17 protein-coding genes are annotated in these 20,209 nt (G+C 54.0%); 6 read left to right on the top strand and 11 right to left on the bottom strand.

Going from position 1 to position 20,209, the window contains the following annotated elements; genetic code table 11:
- Positions 1-169: 169 nt before the first annotated feature.
- The 3 genes from ACQ4WY_RS25570 to imuA are packed head-to-tail and all read right to left on the bottom strand — an operon-like array spanning position 170 to position 5,413.
- The gene (locus ACQ4WY_RS25570) at positions 170-3,319 is read right to left on the bottom strand and encodes an error-prone DNA polymerase (RefSeq protein ID WP_436506494.1); all 3,150 of its coding nucleotides are present in this window, start codon (positions 3,317-3,319) and stop codon (positions 170-172) included.
- Positions 3,320-3,321: 2 nt separating this feature from the next.
- Positions 3,322-4,707 (bottom strand): Y-family DNA polymerase, encoded by a 1,386-nt coding sequence (locus ACQ4WY_RS25565; RefSeq protein WP_436506493.1) that lies wholly within the window; start codon positions 4,705-4,707, stop codon positions 3,322-3,324.
- A gap of 16 nt (positions 4,708-4,723) precedes the next feature.
- Positions 4,724-5,413, bottom strand: a complete 690-nt coding sequence (gene imuA, locus ACQ4WY_RS25560; protein WP_436506492.1) for a translesion DNA synthesis-associated protein ImuA — start codon at positions 5,411-5,413, stop codon at positions 4,724-4,726.
- A 540-nt stretch (positions 5,414-5,953) separates the two neighbouring features.
- Here imuA and ACQ4WY_RS25555 point away from each other — a divergent pair.
- Complete coding sequence (locus tag ACQ4WY_RS25555) at positions 5,954-6,388, top strand: GNAT family N-acetyltransferase (protein WP_436506491.1); 435 nt, start codon at positions 5,954-5,956, stop codon at positions 6,386-6,388.
- 360 nt (positions 6,389-6,748) lie between these two features.
- Complete coding sequence (locus ACQ4WY_RS25550; RefSeq protein ID WP_436506490.1) at positions 6,749-8,194, top strand: competence protein CoiA family protein; 1,446 nt, start codon at positions 6,749-6,751, stop codon at positions 8,192-8,194.
- A 53-nt stretch (positions 8,195-8,247) separates the two neighbouring features.
- Here the strand turns inward: ACQ4WY_RS25550 and ACQ4WY_RS25545 are convergent, their stop codons facing one another.
- The gene (locus ACQ4WY_RS25545) at positions 8,248-8,529 is read right to left on the bottom strand and encodes a hypothetical protein (RefSeq protein WP_436506489.1); all 282 of its coding nucleotides are present in this window, start codon (positions 8,527-8,529) and stop codon (positions 8,248-8,250) included.
- 235 nt (positions 8,530-8,764) lie between these two features.
- Here ACQ4WY_RS25545 and ACQ4WY_RS25540 point away from each other — a divergent pair, with 235 nt between their 5' ends.
- On the top strand, positions 8,765-9,877 hold the full coding sequence (locus ACQ4WY_RS25540) for a hypothetical protein (protein WP_436506488.1): 1,113 nt from the start codon (positions 8,765-8,767) through the stop codon (positions 9,875-9,877).
- Positions 9,878-10,662: 785 nt separating this feature from the next.
- On the opposite strand, the gene ACQ4WY_RS25535 is transcribed toward ACQ4WY_RS25540, so the two are convergent.
- The 6 genes from ACQ4WY_RS25535 to ACQ4WY_RS25510 form a co-directional block, all read right to left on the bottom strand.
- Positions 10,663-11,220 (bottom strand): hypothetical protein, encoded by a 558-nt coding sequence (locus ACQ4WY_RS25535; protein ID WP_436506487.1) that lies wholly within the window; start codon positions 11,218-11,220, stop codon positions 10,663-10,665.
- 621 nt (positions 11,221-11,841) lie between these two features.
- A complete protein-coding gene (locus tag ACQ4WY_RS25530) occupies positions 11,842-11,973 on the bottom strand; it encodes a hypothetical protein (protein WP_436506486.1) in 132 nt (43 codons plus the stop codon).
- A 30-nt stretch (positions 11,974-12,003) separates the two neighbouring features.
- Positions 12,004-12,435: a tetratricopeptide repeat protein gene (locus ACQ4WY_RS25525; RefSeq protein ID WP_436506485.1), complete on the bottom strand. Its 432-nt coding sequence runs from the start codon at positions 12,433-12,435 to the stop codon at positions 12,004-12,006.
- A 312-nt stretch (positions 12,436-12,747) separates the two neighbouring features.
- Positions 12,748-13,293 carry a hypothetical protein gene (locus ACQ4WY_RS25520; RefSeq protein WP_436506484.1) on the bottom strand — a complete coding sequence of 182 codons (546 nt, stop codon included), beginning with the start codon at positions 13,291-13,293 and terminating at the stop codon, positions 12,748-12,750.
- A 458-nt stretch (positions 13,294-13,751) separates the two neighbouring features.
- Positions 13,752-14,033 carry a hypothetical protein gene (locus ACQ4WY_RS25515; protein ID WP_436506483.1) on the bottom strand — a complete coding sequence of 94 codons (282 nt, stop codon included), beginning with the start codon at positions 14,031-14,033 and terminating at the stop codon, positions 13,752-13,754.
- A gap of 3 nt (positions 14,034-14,036) precedes the next feature.
- Positions 14,037-15,089, bottom strand: a complete 1,053-nt coding sequence (locus ACQ4WY_RS25510) for a PRTRC system protein D (RefSeq protein WP_436506482.1) — start codon at positions 15,087-15,089, stop codon at positions 14,037-14,039.
- 1,206 nt (positions 15,090-16,295) lie between these two features.
- Between ACQ4WY_RS25510 and ACQ4WY_RS25505 the strand changes: the two genes are divergently transcribed.
- From ACQ4WY_RS25505 to ACQ4WY_RS25495, 3 genes are read left to right on the top strand one after another with little or no spacing between them, the layout of a single operon-like run.
- Positions 16,296-17,375: an integrase domain-containing protein gene (locus ACQ4WY_RS25505; protein WP_436506480.1), complete on the top strand. Its 1,080-nt coding sequence runs from the start codon at positions 16,296-16,298 to the stop codon at positions 17,373-17,375.
- Entirely contained in the window at positions 17,372-18,079 is a 708-nt protein-coding gene (locus ACQ4WY_RS25500) for a restriction endonuclease (RefSeq protein ID WP_436506479.1), read from the top strand. Before ACQ4WY_RS25505 ends, ACQ4WY_RS25500 begins: the two co-directional genes overlap by 4 nt.
- Positions 18,070-18,414 carry a hypothetical protein gene (locus ACQ4WY_RS25495; protein ID WP_436506478.1) on the top strand — a complete coding sequence of 115 codons (345 nt, stop codon included), beginning with the start codon at positions 18,070-18,072 and terminating at the stop codon, positions 18,412-18,414. Before ACQ4WY_RS25500 ends, ACQ4WY_RS25495 begins: the two co-directional genes overlap by 10 nt.
- 50 nt (positions 18,415-18,464) lie before the next feature.
- Here the strand turns inward: ACQ4WY_RS25495 and ACQ4WY_RS25490 are convergent, their stop codons facing one another.
- Positions 18,465-19,181, bottom strand: coding sequence for a hypothetical protein (locus ACQ4WY_RS25490; protein WP_436506477.1), 717 nt, complete (start codon positions 19,179-19,181; stop codon positions 18,465-18,467).
- Positions 19,182-20,209: the final 1,028 nt, after the last annotated feature.

Here is a 20,209-nt window from a genome sequence, read left to right as displayed (position 1 = left end):
AATTTAATTCTCATAAAAAATTAACTGCTTAACCATGCCTAACAATAACGTTAAATTAGAAACCTGCAGATAGTTATGCCGGCAAGCGAAAGAAGCGTTTGATGGACATTGAATCGCCATGATTGCTGTAGGCACTTTGTTACCATAATTAATTACGAAAGCGCATTCGTTAGTGAAAATTCCGGCTCCTCGTGTCAAGCTGTCCAAGCAGATGCGAGCAATCGACCAGTCGCTTGGCAATCAGGTTGCGCACGCCACTTTTCGATTGCCAAATTCCGTACACCCCCAAGAGCGAGGCATTCATCAGTTCGGCCCGCTGCTTTTCCACCAGAGTGGGCCAGACGATGATGTTGATGGTGCCAAATTCGTCTTCCAGGGTGAGGAAAATCATCCCCTTGGCCGTTTCCGGCCGCTGTCTTACCGTGACGATGCCGCAGCCCCTGGCTAGCTGGCCGTCGCTGAAGGTGTTCAGGATATCCGACGGTACAAAGCGCATCTTGTTGAGCCGTTCACGCAGGAGAGCGAGTGGATGACGGCCCAGTGTCAGGCCGACATGCCGGTAGTCCGCCACGATGTCATCGGCTTCCGTCGGCGGCGCCAGCTCCAGCACGGGTTCGGCAATGGTCGTCGCACGCATCAAATCCCGCTCCGGCACGCTCGCTGCAGCATCCCACATGGCCATGCGCCGGTTGCCCGTCAGCGTTACCAGGGCATTGGCCGACGCCAGGGCCTTCATATCACCCGCATCGAGTTGCGCGCGCATGGCAACATCGCGCGTGTTTTTGAAGGGGGCTGCAGCGCGGGCTTCCTCAATGCGCCAGGCCGCCTCTCTCACCATCCCGTTGATATTATTCAAACCAAGGCGTACCGCCAGTCTGCCGTTTGCCCTCGGCTCCAGGGATGCTTCCCACCCGCTCGCGCAGACATCGACGGGTCTTACCTCGACGTCATGCCGGCGCGCGTCCTGCACCAGAGAGGAGCGGCTATAAAAACCCATGGGCTGGCTGTTGAGCAGGGCGGCCAGGAACTCGGCGGGATGATGGCATTTCAGCCAACTGCTGGCGTAGGCCAGTAGGGCAAAGCTATGCGCATGGGATTCCGGAAAACCATATTCGGCAAAGCCGCGTATCTGGCCAACAATGGAGGTGGCAAACTCGATGCTGTAGCCTCGCTCGGCCATGCCGCTCATGAGTTGATCTTCGAACTGTTCCAGGCCACCTTTTCTTTTCCAGGCGGCCATGGCGCGGCGTAGGCGATCCGCTTCACCGGCCGTAAAACCGGCTGCTGTCATGGCGATCGACATGACCTGCTCCTGAAAGATGGGCACCCCGAGCGTGCGCCGCAGCACGGCTTCGATCTCGGGACTCGGATATGTCACTGCTTCCAGGCCCTGGCGCCGGCGCAGGTACGGATTGATCATGCCGCCCTGGATGGGCCCTGGCCGGATGATCGCCACCTCGATGACGAGGTCATAGAACTCGCGCGGCTGCATGCGCGGCAGCATCGACATCTGCGCCCGCGATTCGATCTGAAACACGCCGACGGTGTCCGCTTGAGAGATCATCTGGTAGGTGGCAGTATCCTCATGGGGAATATCGCCCAGTTCAAAACGTTCTCCACGCTGCTCCGAGATCAAAGCCAGGGTGCGGGCGATACACGACAGTATGCCGAGCGCCAGGATGTCGATTTTCAGGAGGCCCAGCTCATCGATGTCATCCTTATCCCATTGAATCACGGTGCGCTCTGGCATGGCGGCGTTTTCAATGGGTACCAGGCGGGAGAGGGGGCCGCGCGAAATGACGAAGCCGCCCGGGTGCTGGGAAAGATGACGTGGAAAACGCATCAGGCGCTCGGCAATTGCCGCCCACTTCTCGGCGATGGGGGAGTGTGGATCGAGTCCGCAGGTAATCAGACGCTGCTGCAGATCGGCCCGCCCACCCCAGCTATGCGAGGCTTTGGCAACCTTGTCGACCACCGATAAATCCACGCCCAGCGCGCGTCCTACATCGCGCAAGACACTGCGCGGGCGGTAGGAAATGACGACGGCCGTTAAAGCGGCCCGCATGCGGCCATACTTGCGATAGATGTATTGAATCACCTCCTCGCGGCGCTGGTGTTCGAAGTCGACATCGATGTCGGGCGGTTCATCGCGTTCGCGTGAGATAAAGCGCTCGAAGAGGAGGGTGCCGCGCGAGGGATCGACTTCGGTGATGCCGAGGCAGTAGCACACCGCCGAATTCGCGGCCGATCCGCGCCCCTGGCAGAGGATTTTTTGCGAGCGGGCGAAGCGCACGATGTCGAATACCGTCAAAAAATAGGGTTCATATTTCATGTCGCCGATCAGTTCCAGCTCATATTCCAGCTGTGCCTGCACGTTGTCCGGAATGGCGTGCGGGTAGCGCCAGTGCGCCCCGATATACGCCTGCTCGCGCAGGTAGCTGGCCGGGGTCTGCCCCTCTGGCACAATCTCGCCCGGATATTCATAGCGCAGCTCATCGAGCGAAAAGGTGCAGCGCTGGGCCACGCGCAGGGTTTCATCCAGTGTGTCGCGCGGATACAGATTGCCCAGCCGCAGACGCGAGCGCAGATGCGCTTCGGCATTCGAGGCCAGTTGATAGCCACACTGCGCCACCGGCGTATTCAGACGAATCGCGGTCATGGTGTCCTGGATGATTTTCATCGAGCGCAGGTGCATAACGACGTCGCCCGTGGCCACCACTGGCAGGCTGAATTCGGCGCCGATGGCTTCGACCATGGCGCGGTGCCGGTCATCCTGGGCACGGTGGTGCAACGTCAAGGCGACGCGCGCGCGGCCCGGTGCGCTGCGCACCAGCCATTCGGCTTGCCGCTCGATCTCTTCATAGGGGGCGTTATATTTGGGGCACAGGATAAGCTGGCAGCCAGGCAGCCCTTTTAAATGGGCGAGAGGGGCGGTGGGGTTGGCGATGTCGCGTGGCCACACCAGGTAACTTCCCTTGTCGGCGCGCGTGCGCGCAGCAGTAATGAGTTCGCTCAGGTTGCCGTAGCCGTCGCGATCCATGGCCAGGATCAGCACAGTGAAGGGCGGTGTGCCGTCCTCCGGTGTCACCCTCATCTGGCTGCCAATGATGAGGTGGATGTTCCACTCCCTCGCCGCCACATGCGCCTTGACCACGCCGGCCAGGGAGCATTCGTCGGCCATGGCGATGGCCTGGTAGCCCAGCTGGGCCGCGCGCGCCACTAATTGATCGGGCGGAGAGGCGCCGTGCAGGAAGGAGTAATGGCTCATGCACTGCAGCTCGGCATAGTCGGGCAGCGTGGGAGCTGGCGGCTTGTCCATGATTAGCCGAACATGCCGTGCAGGTACCAGCGGCCGTCAACGACACGCTCGAGGTAGATCCAGTAGCAGGTCGCATCGCTTCCTTGAGCGATGTAATAGTCGCGGGCCGCGATTTGATCGTTCCACCAGCCGGCCTCAATGCGTTCCGGCCCCTTGAGCATTTTTAGAGGGGAACCATAGAAGGGACGTTCGCTGCGCAGCAGCAGCGGGATTGGTTTAGGTAGCAGCCAGAACGGGCGCTCAAAAGCCTCATCTTCGGCGTTGACCGCCTTGCGCTTCTCGGTGGCGGCAGCCCAGGCATTGCTTTCCTCCGGCCGATGGTCTTGATGCTCGACAGGCGAGAGGACATTGTCGCTGCCAAGACGGGCACTGAGTAATTCCAGTAGGCGCCTGTAGTCGGCGGGACTGCCGCCCGGCTCGGGAAACAGGTCTTGTGTCGGGGGCGCCATCGCCGTGAGAAGGCGCGCCTCCAGGCGCAGGGCGATGACCGGGGCAACCAGTTCCGTGCGCACCAGGCGCTCTTTCAGCAGCCGTATCAGGTGCGCGTCGCGCCAGGTCGGCTCCGCCAATCCGATCTCGATTGGCGTAGGTGGGATTGCAGTTTTCCCGCGTTCGTGCTCCAGTAGCAGAACAAAAACACTCACAGCCTGCTGGCGCGCGACCAGCCATCCAACGAATTGCTGCAGCAGGCCAGTGGCGCCGTCCAGCAGGGCATCGGCGTGTTCGATCCGGTCAAAGGTTTCGATGCGCGCTGAAAAAGTTTCGGGAATGGCGATCCATTCAAACAATTCAGGAGCGAGCCCATAGGCACGGTCGAGCTCATCGAGCACGTGCTTGTTCATCCTGCGCTGGATGCCCGGGCGGGGCAGGCGCCGGAGTGCCGCCAGATGATCCGCGCCAATATCCGTTAGCCACTCCAGGTGATTCGCCGTGCTGGGCAGATAGGCGCAGGGCATGCGGTCGAGCTGGCGCTCCAGTGAGCGCATGTGCACGGTGCGCCGCAGAATGATCTGGCGTTTGGCCGGCTGCCAGCGCGACAGCAGCCAGGCCCCCATGGCTGTCGGCGCTGTACCAAGCTGCGAGGCCACCCCAAGCGCTTGCAGGGCAGCGCGAATGCGCCGGCTAATGGCGGCTCGCCCGTTAAACAGTCGAAGGCTGGCGGTCACGTCCAGCAGCAGGCTGAAGTCGCTGGCATGCGCCACTTCCGGGGTGAACTGGAGGAGGGCGAGCGCGATGGCATTGCTAGCAATCTGTTCGCGCTCAGGGCTGCGCTCCAGGATGACGGTATCCGGCGACACGGCCGCCACGCCGCCTGGGCGCATGCCGACACGCACGCCTTCGGCAAAGGCTTGCTGCGAGACCGTGATAATGCGGCCCTTGTCGACCACCGCATAGGGCCCCGGCTCACACCAGCGCGGCCTGAGGCATTCGAGAGGCAACAGTGGGAGGTGTACGCTGAACCAGAACCGCATTTTGATCGTCCAAAAATCGTTGACGTGCCGGCATGTCAGCCAGCGGGATAAAGAGCGGCGCCTCATGATGTGGGCCACGCCGTTTAATGATGTGAGTGGAAATGCCACCGGCGGCGGGGCGCAATGCCAGGCGCAATGGCGCTGGTGAGGCATCGGCCGCTGCGCTCATCGGCCGGACCAGCCAGAAGAACGTCTCGGTCGTCTGCGCCGCCAGATTGAGACGCCGCAGTGCTTCGTCGCGGATATTCGTCTGCCACAGCAATACCGCACCGCAACTGCCATTGCGCAGGATCTGCTCGGTGGACCAGAGAGCATCGGCGGTGCCGGGGGCACGTATCCAGAGCAGGTTTGGGCAGCTCAGGGCCATGAATTTGCAGGCGGCGGAGTTGGGCAAGTACGGCGGCTGCACCAGGGCGATCCGGCGATGTTGCGACAGTTGTGCCAGCATTGGCCGCAATAAGTGCATTTCCCCGATACCTGCTTGCTGAACTAGCAACTCCGTGAAGGTCGATAGTGGCCAACCCTTGCCTGGAAGCTCACGATCCAAGATGCTGTGACCGGTAGTAACCGTGCTGGTTGTTCCTCGGCTCAATTCACTCGCGCGCCAGACGTCACGCAGCATGGGGCTGTTAGCCAATGCGGTAGAGCTGGTGCGTTGAAGGGAAGGTGAAAGCATGGCGTCTGGCGTGCGGTTGTTGAGTATTCTCAAAAATACTGTATATAAACACAGTATATGCTGAGGACGTCAAAAACTGCAAGGTCCGTGAATTGCTTGAATTGTCAAAACTAACAGTTGTGATTGCACGAAAGAGCCAACAAGATCCGCCGACGTTCTAGGAGCTTTTTCTTGAGCGTGCGAGGCTCTCTGCAGGGCAGGGGCAGCCAGATCCGATCTCGCCGTTGGATCTGGCAGCTACGAGATAGCACACTTAGAGGCCGGGAGGACACCCAGGCCCCAGACACGATCCATCGGTTTTTCTTTTTCAAGAACCGTGGATCAGGACTGTCTACACTAGCTGTGGCGATTCAGTGCTAGAGTAAAAATGACCTTGACGGGAAAAAGGAATTTACGAACAAGCTTGGCTAGCGCTAACTGATTCGAACTAAGTAGAATATTTGCACCTGTATTTTTACTGTTAGCCGTACAATAGATAGGATCCATATGATCGATTTTAGACAATTTTCTGACGAAAATATCGTCCACTTTGTGAACGATAATTTCGAAAAGTTTGCTAGTGATAAGGATGAAGAATTTCCGAAAAACGTACTCAAACATCTAGCCGAAGGTCATTTTTCCATTATCCGATTACAGGAAGGCTTTGCTCTTGCCTTCAAAGGGCGCCGTTATATTGGCGGCACTGGGTTTCAGGAAGCTGACCTTATGTTCTTGTATGTGCACCCAGAGTCCAAGCGAAAGGGCATAGGGACGAAACTGATCGAACAAGTTAAAGTTTCAGTAACGCCCGAGATCCCAATCATTCTTAAATGCGAAACGAAAAAGCGAAAAGAATTTTTTGAGAGACGTGGATTTTTCGTGGTCGAACACTACGAAGAGGGCGATCATTTTTTAATGCGTTGGACACCGGCGGATGTTTGAAAATTGCAAAAAAATAACACACTTTTCATTGTTGCAGCAGCATCGTACAGTGATCCATCACGTTCGTCTGGTATCAAAGGCGGATGGATGGTTCAGGGTTCTATTGTGGTCTTCGAATACTCCAATGCATATTCGCTGTACTAAGGGTGCAATCATTCCCACTCTAAGCCTTTTTTGTCCAAACAATCACCAGATGCGGCGGAGTCAAAAAAATAATATTTATCATCGGCCGTGCGACCTCTGGAGTGACCAAGTGCTCATTGACTCTGCTAGAGGCGAGACGCACGTCCGCGCCAATTGGATGGCTCAAGCACCGGATTCCCCGTTAGCCACATTCCATGTTGCCGTGGTGGCGTAACGTTGAGCTCGATTTCAGCCTTGTCGCGCGTGCCCTTTGGGCAAAAAAGTGGCCGGATGGTTACACCTGTCGAAGTTGAATCGGGTCGCGCATGCAACTGCACCTGCCCCGGATGCAACGCGCCGCTGATTGCAAAGAAAGGCGAGCAGAATATCTGGCATTTTGCTCATGATGGTCTCGCTTGCGCGATCGGAGCAGAGACGGCTCTCCACTTGATGGCAAAACAAATTTTGGCCGATGAACGAAGCGTCCAGTTGCCAGCTGTCGAGATCAGCCTTTCCGCCACCGACGCGCTGGGCAAGCTACAGATCGTCTCGGCCGTTCTAGCGAGAGCGGTGAACGTAAAGTATGAGGCGGTCGAAATAGAGGTGGCCAGAGACAATCGACGACCGGATGCTGTGGGCTCAGGTAGGGGTCTCAGTGTGGAACACCGCATTGAGGTCTTTGTGAGCCATGCCGTTGATCCCCTGAAAGCTAGCGAATTGGAAGCGTCTGACTGCGCATGTTACGAGATTTGTCTGAACGATATTCCGGTGCAAACTACGATAGCTGAGCTTCGTGATGCGGTAACTGCGGCAGCGCATCGCATCCGCTGGATTTCTTACCCTGGGATGGCCACAGCTCGTCGAGTGCTTGAGACAAAACTGCAACGACTCTTGGGTGATGCAGTACAGAGCAAAATGGAGCAAGATGCTCACTCCGCAGCGGTATATGCTTCGTTGGATGAAGAAGAAAGACTAGAGAAAGCAAACCGGGCACGTCAAGCTCGAGAAAAAAAACAAAGCGAGCAGAAGCTTGCGCGAGCCAATGACAGCTTCAAGGGCACATCAACGGAGAATAAGCGCGCCTTCTTGCACGCGAAGCTGAGACTACCTGCCGGTACCGTTCCTGTAATTTTGAACACGAGGGTCGGTGGCGACAGGTCGTTTGGAGTAGACAGGGATGTATGGCAATCCGATATTTTTCGGAAATGTATTTTGGGGGGAGGGCACCGCGAGATTGCCCTCGAAAACGTCTTAGGCTGGATGCAACTTCGCTATGTTGTCTCACCAGAGTTCCCGAATGCGGCCAATATTGCGCTGTGGAAGTACTTCTCATCCCTGGAGAGCTCAGGATTTGTTCGTCACATTGGACGTCAGCGCTTCCTGGTATTGCGCGATGTAGCCCCTTGGCTGGACGTGGCAAATGAAATTGTCGGAATCTGGTTTTGGGCACCAGGAGCTTTTTTTTGCAAGCGTGAGGAACTGGAAGAGGCTAATATTCGCGGTAACTTTGGGCTGACGTCGATCGCACTCGCATCCATTCTGCGGCGATTTCATGCCGAGTATCTTGCTGACGGCGAGCCAGAGGACGCAGCGCAGAGTATCTCGCAGCTTATCGAAATATCACCTATGATTGTTCTGAATCTGCTCGAGGAAGCCGGGGTGGTCAGTAATCCACGCAAGTAGTCGCACTCTAAGTAGCGTAAGGATGAGCAAAAGCGGTACTGGAGCAGGACGAATCAAGGAACAATAGTTTTATCCGATAGATCCGCACATTTTGCGCCGATCCTGGCCCAGCCCACGATCCGCTGCGCCTGGTTCACCAACATCATGATCTTGCAACCCGCAGTCTCGCTCCCATAGTTGAGCTGCAACAGATCATTCTCCTGTCGATAGCCGCCGGGCGTGCCGTACTGAGCGGCGACGGCGAAGCTGTTCTGACCAATCAAATTATCCGGTACGCGATCCCCGTAAGCCGCGCATCCCGATGTCATGATGACAAAGACCAGCAAATACAGCATTCTCATTTTCCACTTTCATGACATGGTTGACCTCATCCTAAATCCCTACAGGACGAGTAACTTTGCGTGAGAACATGAATATTGGCTGTATAAAGGGGCTGACTATGCAATGATATTGCTTCTATTTACTTCTGGCCGCCAACAAAACCCAAAGAGCAAGTGCGGATGCGCGTGCCCACTGGATTAGATAGCATCACCACCCAAATGTTCACCAATGTAAGCCTCGAAAAGAAAAATGTTTGAACTCTATTTCTTGTCAATTGCGGAGCGATTCTACGGGATAGCATTTCCAGGGATGATCGCAAGGACAGGTGTCGTGTCGGAACGGACAATACGCAATTGGTTGAACGGGAAAGCTGTTCCAAGTGACCGAAAACGGGATGCTTTTGTTCGGCGTAGCATGTCATGGCTACAAAAGGAATTGATCGCGGCTAAGTGGCCGGAGGAGAAGCGCGAAGCCTACCTTTCTCAGCTTGCGGAAAGTCGCGGCGGGGCAAGTGCAATCATCCAAACTCTGCATTGGGGGGGACCAGACGGTTGCCCATCCGCACTGGATCTTGCGCGACGCATTGATGCGCTTTCACTTGCCCTAGGAGAGCAGCGGGAACGCAACGATATGGCCGGATTCGTGCAGCTCTTTCATACTGCCTGGCTGACGGATGAACACTTCAAGAATCCTGAACTTAAGCTCGGTCCCGCCGCTTTGAGGGAAAGTACGAATCACGCGATGCAGTGGGGGGATCTTGCATTGCCGACGACTGTATTGTTGATTAACCTCCAGTTACAGCTTCTGGCTACCCTCGATCACGAGTTCAGCGCGCGCTATCTACCTAAATTCGAACCAGTACCAGTGTTCCATGGACTATTTCCAGCCCGGACGGCGTGCAAAAGCGGTGGCCCACGCATACGTGGAAAGGTTAGGCTGCCAGTATGCAAACTTCTCGACATGATGGCATGCCTGCGCTATTACCGCTTACATGGAAAATGGCCGGCAAAAATCCCCTCTGTTAGCGAAGCAGCGATATGGATGGACGTGTTGTCGCCAATGCTCGCAAAGTGGCGCATGGGCCGCCAGTTCACGGTGAACGACTTTGACAATGCTTGGCTACATATGTTTAAGCGCTTCCCTGAACATAGCCGTCCTTCACCACCAGCGCCTCTTTTATACGCCGCCGTGGTTCTGACACGCTTATTCGTTATCGGAAGTGTAGAAAAGAACAACCTGTCGATCGCGGAAGGCGGCGCAGAACTTTACCTGGAATGGTGGGCACGTCAACGCGAAACGTCTGAGGTGCATCTCGATGCGCCACGCGCTGGTGTAAAGACCTGGATATCCGATTTATTTTGATTGTTTGTGGTGGGAATCCGGGCTTAGCGTTTCCCAGTTAGCTGGGCGTCTATCGTGACCACGCCCCGTCCAAAAACGTTCATTGTTGATGTTAAGTTGTTGTTCCCGGTTGTGAATAGTCGTCGCATCCATGACAATTTTCTTTGGGGCAGGGGGCGTGGATTGCGCACTTTTCCGCCTAGATCCATCGCTCTGCGTTGCCGATAACTTGGTACCATTTATGCTTGGCTTCGGGGTAGGGGGGATGACTGCCGCTGGTGGTGGTGAGGACCTCCGACCCGCTGATTTTGCTACTGGAATTTTGCTGGCGACTTTTTTCTGGTTCATGATAGCGTCCTTAAGTTATCCGGCCTTCACCGTATAGAAGGTATTGTCGATGAACACGCCCTAGAATTAATTCCACTTTTCGGCAATTCGAGGATCACCTTGCATCGCATTGCGATAGTGATTATCGCACTGGTGGTGTATGAAGGATGCTGTCGCCCGAGAAGACCCAAAATGGAGTTTTCAGGATTGGTCTGCGCTCCTCAAACTGCTCCATAGGTATTTCGTTCTGGTACTGCGGCAGATGACCTGATGCGCCCGCCATTCGACAATCCAGGCTTGACATTGACCGAGGCGCACCAACTCAACTCCGTGCATGGTTGCGCACAGTGCTGAGACCTTTCCACAAACGTTCTCTTCTGGAAGCCTGCATGGATAGACAATGCAGCGCAACCAAGAACGTGTGATTCACATAGGCCTGGAGCGGGCGGGTGTGCGAGCTCTAAACCGCAGATACCTTGTCAGGTGCCGAAGATCTCTTGGATTCGAGCGCTTATTTGCTGGCGAATGTTGTTGCTGGACATTACTGGATCATCTGGATCGATGCAAAATTCGGCGGTAATGTCACTGCCAGAACCACTTTTAGAAAATGTCAGATCGAGCCACATTGCCCCTGATTTTCCAGGTGTAGCAGACGGGACAGTTTGAGCTAAATGGTAAAAAGCGCCGCTTTGCTTTTCATGCTTGTATCCCTGATCAACCAAGTAAGTTCGATCAACCATTTTTCGGTAAAACGTGATTTGCTCAGGTGACTTAAATCCGAAACGGGCCATTGCGCGTCCATAAAGCGTATCAACATCAACCTTACTTTTATGAATTGGCAGTACAGTGCATCCCGATTCTTTAGAAAAAGTGGTCGCTGAAATTATACTTGGATATAAATTGCCAGGGCGTATGTTGGAAGGCTTAGCTACATTAGTATTGATTGTTAACAAACCATTGAGTGATGGATCAAAGTCGGCGCAAGCCGAGATGTTCAGTACGATGAATCCAATCCATGCAATATAAATGAATTTCACAGTACCTCCCTATTTACTCTATTTTTTCGGGCTAGGAGTTTGCATAAATGTTGTTATTAAATTAGCGGCCACCGCGAGCATTAGCCCAGGAACGACAAACGCCAATAGCCGAACGTTTTCTGCAAGCCGATCTCTCACGACAAGAACACTCCTATCGATAGATTTCATTGCCAAAAAGCTCTCCAAAAGGGACGAGTAGAGGCCAAAGGTAAGAGCCGCGCCAAGGATTAGGAAAAGAGCCAAAATAAGCAGCCCATAGAATTTCGGTTGCCATGCTCTATACATGACAATGGCAAAACCACCTATTAATATAGCGATGCCAAAACAGATGCCATTGAAAAATATTTCAGCCTCTCCACTACTCAATTTCATACTCCAGAATTAAAATTTAAAAAGATCATTAAGTTTGCAAAGACTTTCAAACGTCTGAGATGCCTATTCCCAGCTTTTATCTTGACCAACGGGCACCGTATTTGGCAACGCTCTTGCGTAACCTGACCTCGCCAATATTGTTGACGAGTCACAATAGGCGCGCTCGATCCATGTGATTCTCCACCACAACATGGAATTGATCTGGCGGAAGTTCATCGATCATGGCTACATCCACATCGTGCCGATTTACTATTTCAAAAACTTCTCGTTGAACGCCTTTTGCCTTTGTTTTTCCACATGCTTGTCGTAGCGGTCCATCGCCAACAATCCCGCGATACTCGCGAGTAGGATGACGACGACGGTCATGAGAATTTTACGCATTTTACACCTCCATACAATCCACCATGTTTGCTAGCTGGCCAGTCCGGCATCCCGAAGTTTTTTCAAAAAGATGTGCCCATCCTCTTCTTCGTTAAAGATTTCCTCACCGTCGAGCATGTACGCCTTGAGCAACTCTTCAATGCCTGCCTCTTCATTTTTCAAGGCCACTTCCGTCTGTCCAAGGCGATAATGCACAAACGGGTTCACTTGGCCGTCAGGACCATTCACCGCATCGAACAATGCCTCGCGCGCCGCACAAAAATTCGCAAGTTGATAGAGCGCATCGCCAATCGAGGCTTTCAGCCAGGTATATGCGTCCCAGTCAGCCTGCGGCGGAGGGAGCAGATCAAGGGCTTGTGTCCATCTTTCCGCTGCTTGGGAGAATTCGCCTTGATCCGCTAGGTCATTGCCCATTTCTGAAAGTAAATCGACTTGCTTGCTTACATTGGAAGGTAAGTCCATGCATTTTCCTTTTGCTGCGTGTTCTCTATAAAACGCCAGATATTTGGGATATCCATCTAAAAAGGTCTACCTTTTGATATCGTGAGAGAGCGTAGGAAGTGTTCAAACGCCCGATTCAGGTCACCGATTTCATCATACGTGACCCCTCGGAGAAAGTCAGACCGTAGCATCTTCTTTATGCGCCATATCAGTAAATCGCAGTTCGTACATTTATTATCGCTTGCAAGAAACTCTGACTGTCCAGCAAAGCATCATCACGTGGGGTATTCACAGAAGGAATTCTATGAGCACCATATGGCCTACACCGTACTTTCAGGATATTTTTTTGCATTCCTTCAAGAATTCACATCGGCGACACTGCGATATTGATTCCGCGTGGTCGGCTGAAATCGTTTGATTCAATAAAGCCATTCTGCGGTGATAAGCCGCGGTGATTTGTTTGTGGTTAAGCAAGAAAACTTTCATGGCTTTACGCCCAGGTATGTCGGGGCGCTCAACAACGACAAACCCGTAATCGTTCACCTTGGCTCCGCTTGCTAATTCCAGAATCATCTTTTGGACAGAGAGTTCGATCACGTCCGACATGAACACACGCTCAACACGACGGATTTTGTACTCCATCAACGTGAGTTTTCCTTTGTAGCGATAGGCTCGATCGACACGTGCGATGAGTTTGATGGGAGCGTCAAGCGTAAAGGTTTGTTCTGCGTAAGCCAGGCTGGCGTACCGCAGTTCCACCGGGAACCAGCAGGGGCGTGTTCGACACATCGCATGTCTTCTCACTCCCCGTACGAGACAGAGCAACAGAAGTACCCCACCTATATGCAAAAGCGCCGATAGAAAAGTCGACGTGCTCATCTTTTTTCGGGGGAACGCGATACAAGGTGAAGACGCAACTGGCGCTTTGTTTGCACTCGTTGCCGGGGCGGCCAGTACAGTCGATCGCATAATTTTACAAACCCTGCTCGGACAGATCGCGCCACCTGGCAGTTTGTCTTATGCATCGCCGATAGGCATCTTGGTAGCATCTTGTACCACCCTATTTGGCGTCTGGTAGTTCGTTTAGTTGATGCGTTGGCTTGGATGGACGACTGCTCTCGCAAACTTTTGGCCGCTAAGGGCACGGTATTCACTTCCAACGTTTCGCTGAAGAATTTCACGTGTTGCAGCTCACCATTTGCTCGGGCCTGTTCGCGCTCCGGCGTGCTGCGTGGACCAAACCTGACGGCCAGGACGATTTTGCGTTCGCAGTATCCCATCTCGGCCAGTTGGCTAGCACTGATACGAGGTAGCTCTTCGTTTTCCATGTTCGACTCCTATTCGTTTCTTGACGGGCCAAAAAGTTCCATCGATGCCAAGGCGACGACGGTATCCTGAACCGGCGTGTTTGGTTCAGTATGTGGCTTGGTGAGCCACTGTGCCTCCATAACAGATGTGGTTTGTCCGCATTGCTGTACTATCAGTCCGGCATAGGCCAGTGTGCGCAGGCGATTCACGCGGCGTGGTCCCTTTGGGAACTTGATGAGATCGTCATACAGGGGCGGGTTGTCCGCGCGTTCCAGTTCTACACTCAAGCGGATGGTAAGAGGGGTGCCCATGGTTTAGGTCGCCATGTTTAGCGGATCTGTGCCATCTGTCCGAGTCGATGAAGCGTCGGCCTGCTTGGCTAGCTCCGTGCCGGCATACTGAAAACCTTTGACGTTGGCAAAGATCGGATCCTTGAGTTCCTGCAGCTCGTGATGCGGGAATGCGGCTTTCAATGCTTTGCGATAGAAGAAGGCGCCACCGCCGACCAGGATAATATTTTTGATGTCGGCGGCGTCGCCGACGTAGTGCAGCATCTCGGCGACAGCCTGCTCCGGGATCTTCTGCGCGAGTGGCAGGTGGTGGGTAATGTCGTATTCTTTTTGAAAGATGACCGGCTTCTTCCCCGTCCGCAGCGCCAAATCGATCGCGTCGTATTCACGGTAGTGAGAGCCGGTGGCTCGGCTGATTCCTTCGATGATCGAGTGGAGCACGTCAAACATGCCACGCGGTACCGAATGGCTGCGCTTGTCAATTTGCTGCATGCCTTGCGTCACAAGCCAGTCGAACGTCCGCCGACCTGGATCGATGATCAGATTCCGTTCTTTCCGCATCTGAGCAAGGCGCCCATGGGTCAGCCCGCAGTACATCAGGGCCCCGGATGGCTGCGCAATTGCTTTGACGCGCGCGATCGTGATCTTTCTGCCTTCCGCCAGGATGTGTTCACCGGTCACGCGGCGTTCCAACGCCGCCACCTGCTTCTTGAGCTTATACGTGGCCACGGGTAGGCCAAGTACCAGGAGATCGATCCGGTCGAGACGCATGTAATGCAGTGCCCCCAGTAGCAAAGCCAGATACTCAGGCGTTGCACTGTAGCTGTCGTGCTGCAGCACATTGGCATTGAAGATGTCGGATGCCAGGTGAGCGTCTGGCCCGACCTCGTAGTTCAGATCGTCGACTGGGACGCAGACGGTCCTACGTTTCATTCCCCAGGCTTCCTGCTCATAGACTGTTTCACATGGGTGGGCCTGCGACGGGAACATCGCGCAACGCACGTCACCAGCGCTGACCCCTGCAATGAATTTGGTATTTCCCCGGCCAATGTCCACGGCTCGCACGATGGGTTCCACTTCGTCCTCCTGTTTGCTGCAAGTGATCAACAGTAATAGTGGGGTGGTACGTACTCCATGGGAAATGCCCGTCTTTTTGGGCGGAATTTGTAGTGAGTGCCAATCCAGACGTGCTGGGGAGCGACTGGAGTCGCGCTGTGGCGCTGCTATATTGGTGCATGCTGGCGTGAAATCGCATCGCATCTGCGCTGGAATTGCGCCACATCTCAGACGTATTTTCGTCGCTCATCTGTGTATCTGGCTCAGTCCGTTCCGATGTTCAAAACCATTTACAATCAGAGGAATGGCCACGCGGCGTTCTTCATAGGGAGAAATCCTCGCCAGCGGCACTTACCAAATAAATTCGACCTCAATCACAAATTTTGAGCGCCGAAAATCGGCTTGACATTCGAAAAAACTGATCATATTCTGTGACGACTGTCTGGACCCACTTCCAGGAACATCGCGTTTCGAATGTGGCGCTGGCAAGCGTGGTATGCCGTTGCAGTCGTAACCTGTCTATCGAAGCGAAGTTGATCGGCCGCGCCCTGCGGTCGAGTTGAGTGGTATGTCAGTGAAGAAGTATGTCGAGCTGCCCCTGTTGGGGGTGACTGCTCGCGCGTGATTTCTCGTCAAGAGACGCTTGTCAAATCGGAGAAGGCCTTGCGCCACTCCGTCGCTAATTTACGATCCTGGTAGTTTCGATGTATCGCCTGTGGCTGCGAACCGCAGGAGAGTGATTTATCACCTATTCAATCTTCCTGCTGTACGAAGAGCCTATCGCGGTGCCTTGTTGTGACGTTGCCGAAGAAGCTTCGATCAACCTGGTTAGTGCGCAATCACGAAGCGGCCTGGTGGTAGGGCTGATGGGATGACCGTGAGGGAAGAGGGGGCAAGGTCCTGGTTCAATTGAGAGTGGCCGGGGCACCTAAATGTCTTTGTGGCGCAGGCGCCGCACTGCTCGCGCAAGACGCGGGGACTAACACAGAAGGAGAAATTCGCTGGTTTTTCGCATGAGCATTTTTAAGATACCGCGCCTTCGGGCAAATAGAAAATCCGCCATCGACGCTGAGATAGGGGCAGCGCGTTGGAATACATAGAACATATCTCCCTCGTCGGCGCAGCAGGCCAGGCGCCGATGCCAGTTGAAGGCCACACCGGAGGCATGCGCGCCAGACAGTGCAGCATGCCAAGTCGACAATCCTTGAGTATCAGGAGGGTGAAGTCATGACCCACAACACACAATGGAGGGGGAAGCTGGATGCGTTGCTGGACGCGTTCAATGAGCGGCATGCCAGCATCGGTAAAGGAATTTCGCATAGCACCAGGGAGGCGCGTAGCCAGGGTTTGTACCGGATATTCGCGTTGCTGCGTAAATTGGGATTCAAGCCAGTACCGGAGAACTTGGCGGAACGGCATGTGCGTGCGTTGATGGCGTATTGGACGGCGCAGTCGGTACCTGCAGATGTGTTACTTGATATGCCGATGACGATACCGCGCCGGGCATATCCCTGCAGCGCAGCCTACATTCAGCAGCAAATGAGCTTTATCCGAGTCTTCGCCAGTTGGATCGGCAAGCCAGGTCTGGTGCGCAGCGCCGTGAGCTATGTGAGCGATCCGTGTCTGGTGCGCCGATCATATGGTGCGCTGATCGACAAGGGGTGGGAGAGCCATGGTCTTGCCGTCGATGAGGTCATTGCGGCCGTTGATGCGGTTGACGGTCACGTGGGAGGGCAACTGGCGATGATGATCGCCTTTGGCCTGCGCCGCAAGGAAGCCGTGATGTTCTGCCCGCGCGCCGCCGAAATACCGGCATATGCCTTGCCGGCTCAGCATCCTCGATCCGATCATTACATCAGTTTTTTGCGCATCAAGCGCGGGACGAAGGGCGGCCGGCTGCGCTATGCGGCAGTGCGCACAACCCAGCAGAGGCAAGCGCTGGCGCGCGCACGCTATCTCGCCCGGCAGGACTGGGGACATATCGGGCATCCTGGGCTGTCCTTGAAACAGTCGCTGGACCTGTTTTCGAATGTGGTGCGTTCAGTTGGGCTGACCAAGAATGACCTGGGTGTTACGCCACACGGCTTGCGGCACCAGTTCGCCGGTGATCTGTACTTTGATATCACGCAGGTGCAGCCGCCTGTACGTGGCGGCGAGCTGTTAATCGATCGTGAGGTCATGGCCGACGCTTATCGGCAGGTGGCCGAACAGCTGGGCCACCATCGGAGGCAAATCAGCAATGCGTATCTGGGGTCGCCGGTGGGCCGGCGCAGTGACGAAGTGGAATTAACGGGAGCGGCATCATGAAACGGGGACATTGGCAGCGTTGGTCGTCAGGAAATCCGCATGCGCGGTGGGTCAAGCGCTCAGTGGCTGGCGATGATGGTGGTGAGAGCGTCGAGTATAGAAAACCTGGCGCCGTCCGCGCTCCGCGTCCGCCGCGCGAGCGCTACGAAGCTGTGCTGGCCCGCACGCGCGGCGTGAGCGGCATGCTGGTTCGATGTGCGTCGCAGTTGTTCAATGCGATGCGCATGCGCCAGCTGCCTGAGCATCGCAGGCGTATTGGTCAATCGCGCGCGGTGTTGCGGGCTGTGCGGCAGTTCAGGGGCGATGGATATGCGGCGCGGTGCCTGGCCTATCTGCGCAATGTGGATCCATTGGTGTTCGAAGAGGTGGTGCTCTCGGCCCTTGAAGACGCCGGGCTTTTTGTCTTGCGCAACCCGAGGTACTCTGGGGATGGTGGGATTGACGGCAAGGTGTGGCTGCCTGGGTATGGGTGGTGTGCGGTGCAGTCTAAGCGCTACGGCGGCCATGTGAATCACCACCACGTGGCAGCCTTCGGTGAGGCCATTTGTCATCATGGTTTTGGGGCGGGACTATTTTTGCATACCGGACGCAGCGGCGCCGCAGTATATCCCCATCTGACCAAAAGCAAAGTGGTGCTGGTCAGCGGAGCTAGTTTGGTACAACTGGTATTGGGGAGGCGCGCGGGGGAGGTGGTATGGAGCTGAATGCGGAGAGCCGGCAGTTGCTGCGAGCATGCCGGACGGCCGGATCAACCTATACGGTGATTGAGAAAAGCGGGTGCAAGGGCATCGAAATGCACGATGCCCGCCTCGCGGCGCAAGCTTATTATGATGCGCCAGTGGAGGGGCGGCCCTTTGTTTTATGCAATTTTACTCACACATCATGCGTGATTGCAGATACGCTGCGCGTTCCGCGACTCGGACGTTTGGAAAAGCATGTCATCGCAAACTGTGACGACGGAGGAGAATTTATGCGCTGTTATAATCTACTGGTTCGTGAACGTTTCAGATTGCTTGGACGAATATTCGATGATAGATAGCCCCAAAGTTATTGAACTTTGGGTACATATTTACAGATGTAATCAGCCAGCTATTTTGCTTGAAAAACGGAGTACGTGAAGTTGCTCGCATCTGATGGAAATACGTTTCTATTCGAAACAACCCATACATAGACCTGCAAATCTTCGTCCAAAACTCTGGCACTAGGTTGCAGCCAAGCTGTTTTTTTTGAAGGAAGAGCCAAGGATATCGGTCCAACGTTGTTGTGCAAACCAAGAATGCTCGTATGCGCGGAAACACGGTCTAGGTCTTTTTTCAAGCCAACAAGCATAAAAAAACACTTCGCTTTATACGCTGATTCGCAGAGTAGGAGCTTCTCAATATCATCCGTGATAGAGCTCGCCGCGATATTTTCCCCATGAAATACAGATTTTATCTCTACAAAACACTTGTGATGATGATCATCAAGACGGTTTCCATTCACATCCGCCAGTCGGCGAATTGAAACATCTGTTTTCTGGGCGTTCTGGCCTTTCGGCAGTCTTTTTAGGACTGCTTCGATGTCGACGACCGCTTGAAAGGGGAGAACGCTGCACAAATTATTAGAAATCGGCTCGTAAAGAGTTCGCTCCTGCACGTAAAACGTTTCTTTGCCACCTGGGCGCTTCTCCCACATTTTGGAAATATCTTTATGGATGTTCACCAAAGCTCGTCCGAGATTTATACTCACGGTCGCACCAATATCATCGATATACTTCCGTCCCTTCCATAAATTTGTAAGATTGATTACATCGATGGGGTGGTCCACTTGTCTAGATTCCTCTCATTGATTTCGATAAATGATGCATTGCTGAGCATTGATTCGACAGCGGGCCGAGATATGTAGCTCCACGACGGAGCTCCATCATTTCCGATGACCACAACTGAATATGAATCGCTCTCAGATATTCCCGCTCCTTTTGGGTAGTGTTCGATCCAGAGGCAGTTACGCGAAAAAATCTGCTTGGCCTTCGCTAAAACATCGGCCTTTATACTGGTAGGGGAACTTATAAGGGAGCGAAGGAAGGGAAACTGAAGGCGTATCTCAAAGACGGACTCACCCGTTTCCAATTTCTCATCTAGAAGTGTCCTGACCACTGACTCATGGACAGATTCAAGTGCGTTTGTAATTGATGTCCCAGTGTAATTTGGCAACTGCGAACATAAAACCTGAAATTTTCCGTCAACGATCCAAACTCGCAAAAAACAGTAGCCGGGGCCTCCAAAACCCCGAAATGCTAGAGGTAGATAGTCCTTTTTAAAGTCCCGCGTGATGTAATCAATTTCCATAGGATCTACTTAATGTTAAATTGGTTGTCAATTTTCGCCATCAGAGCTTCACGGATTTTTTGACATAATTGCCTTATTTTAACCTATGATTTCAGCATCTCAAACTCTTAAGAAAAAATTTGACGGATATGCCTATGTGACAAACTGCGCTGCATAAGGTCTCTATGCCAAGCGTCCTCCCAACCTTCTGTATATCCAGATCTTTATGATGCGAGATTGAAGAAAAAATGAATATGCGCGAAGTTGCGCATACCGCACCACAAGGCGCTGTTTGTTGGTAATGATTGTTTGGAGCGTGCAAGATACCCGTCGAGTGGTGTAGTCGTTCGAGGCATCAAGAAAGCGGCCGTTGATCGTGGGATATCTTGATGTCTCTTACCAAGTAAGAGGGGTGGTCAATTTCCTAATGTGTCAGTGCTATCTTAGGCTCAGCATCCGGGCACATCCGATCGACCATAGTTTGCCGTTGCACGCAAGGCGCCGCTGGAGAGACGCTTACCAGATATT

The organism is Janthinobacterium salmonicoloratum (assembly GCF_051380845.1).
GTDB lineage: Bacteria > Pseudomonadota > Gammaproteobacteria > Burkholderiales > Burkholderiaceae_D > Janthinobacterium > Janthinobacterium lividum_F.
Note: the sequence above shows the minus strand (reverse complement) of the source record. Positions and strands in the feature narration are given on the sequence as shown.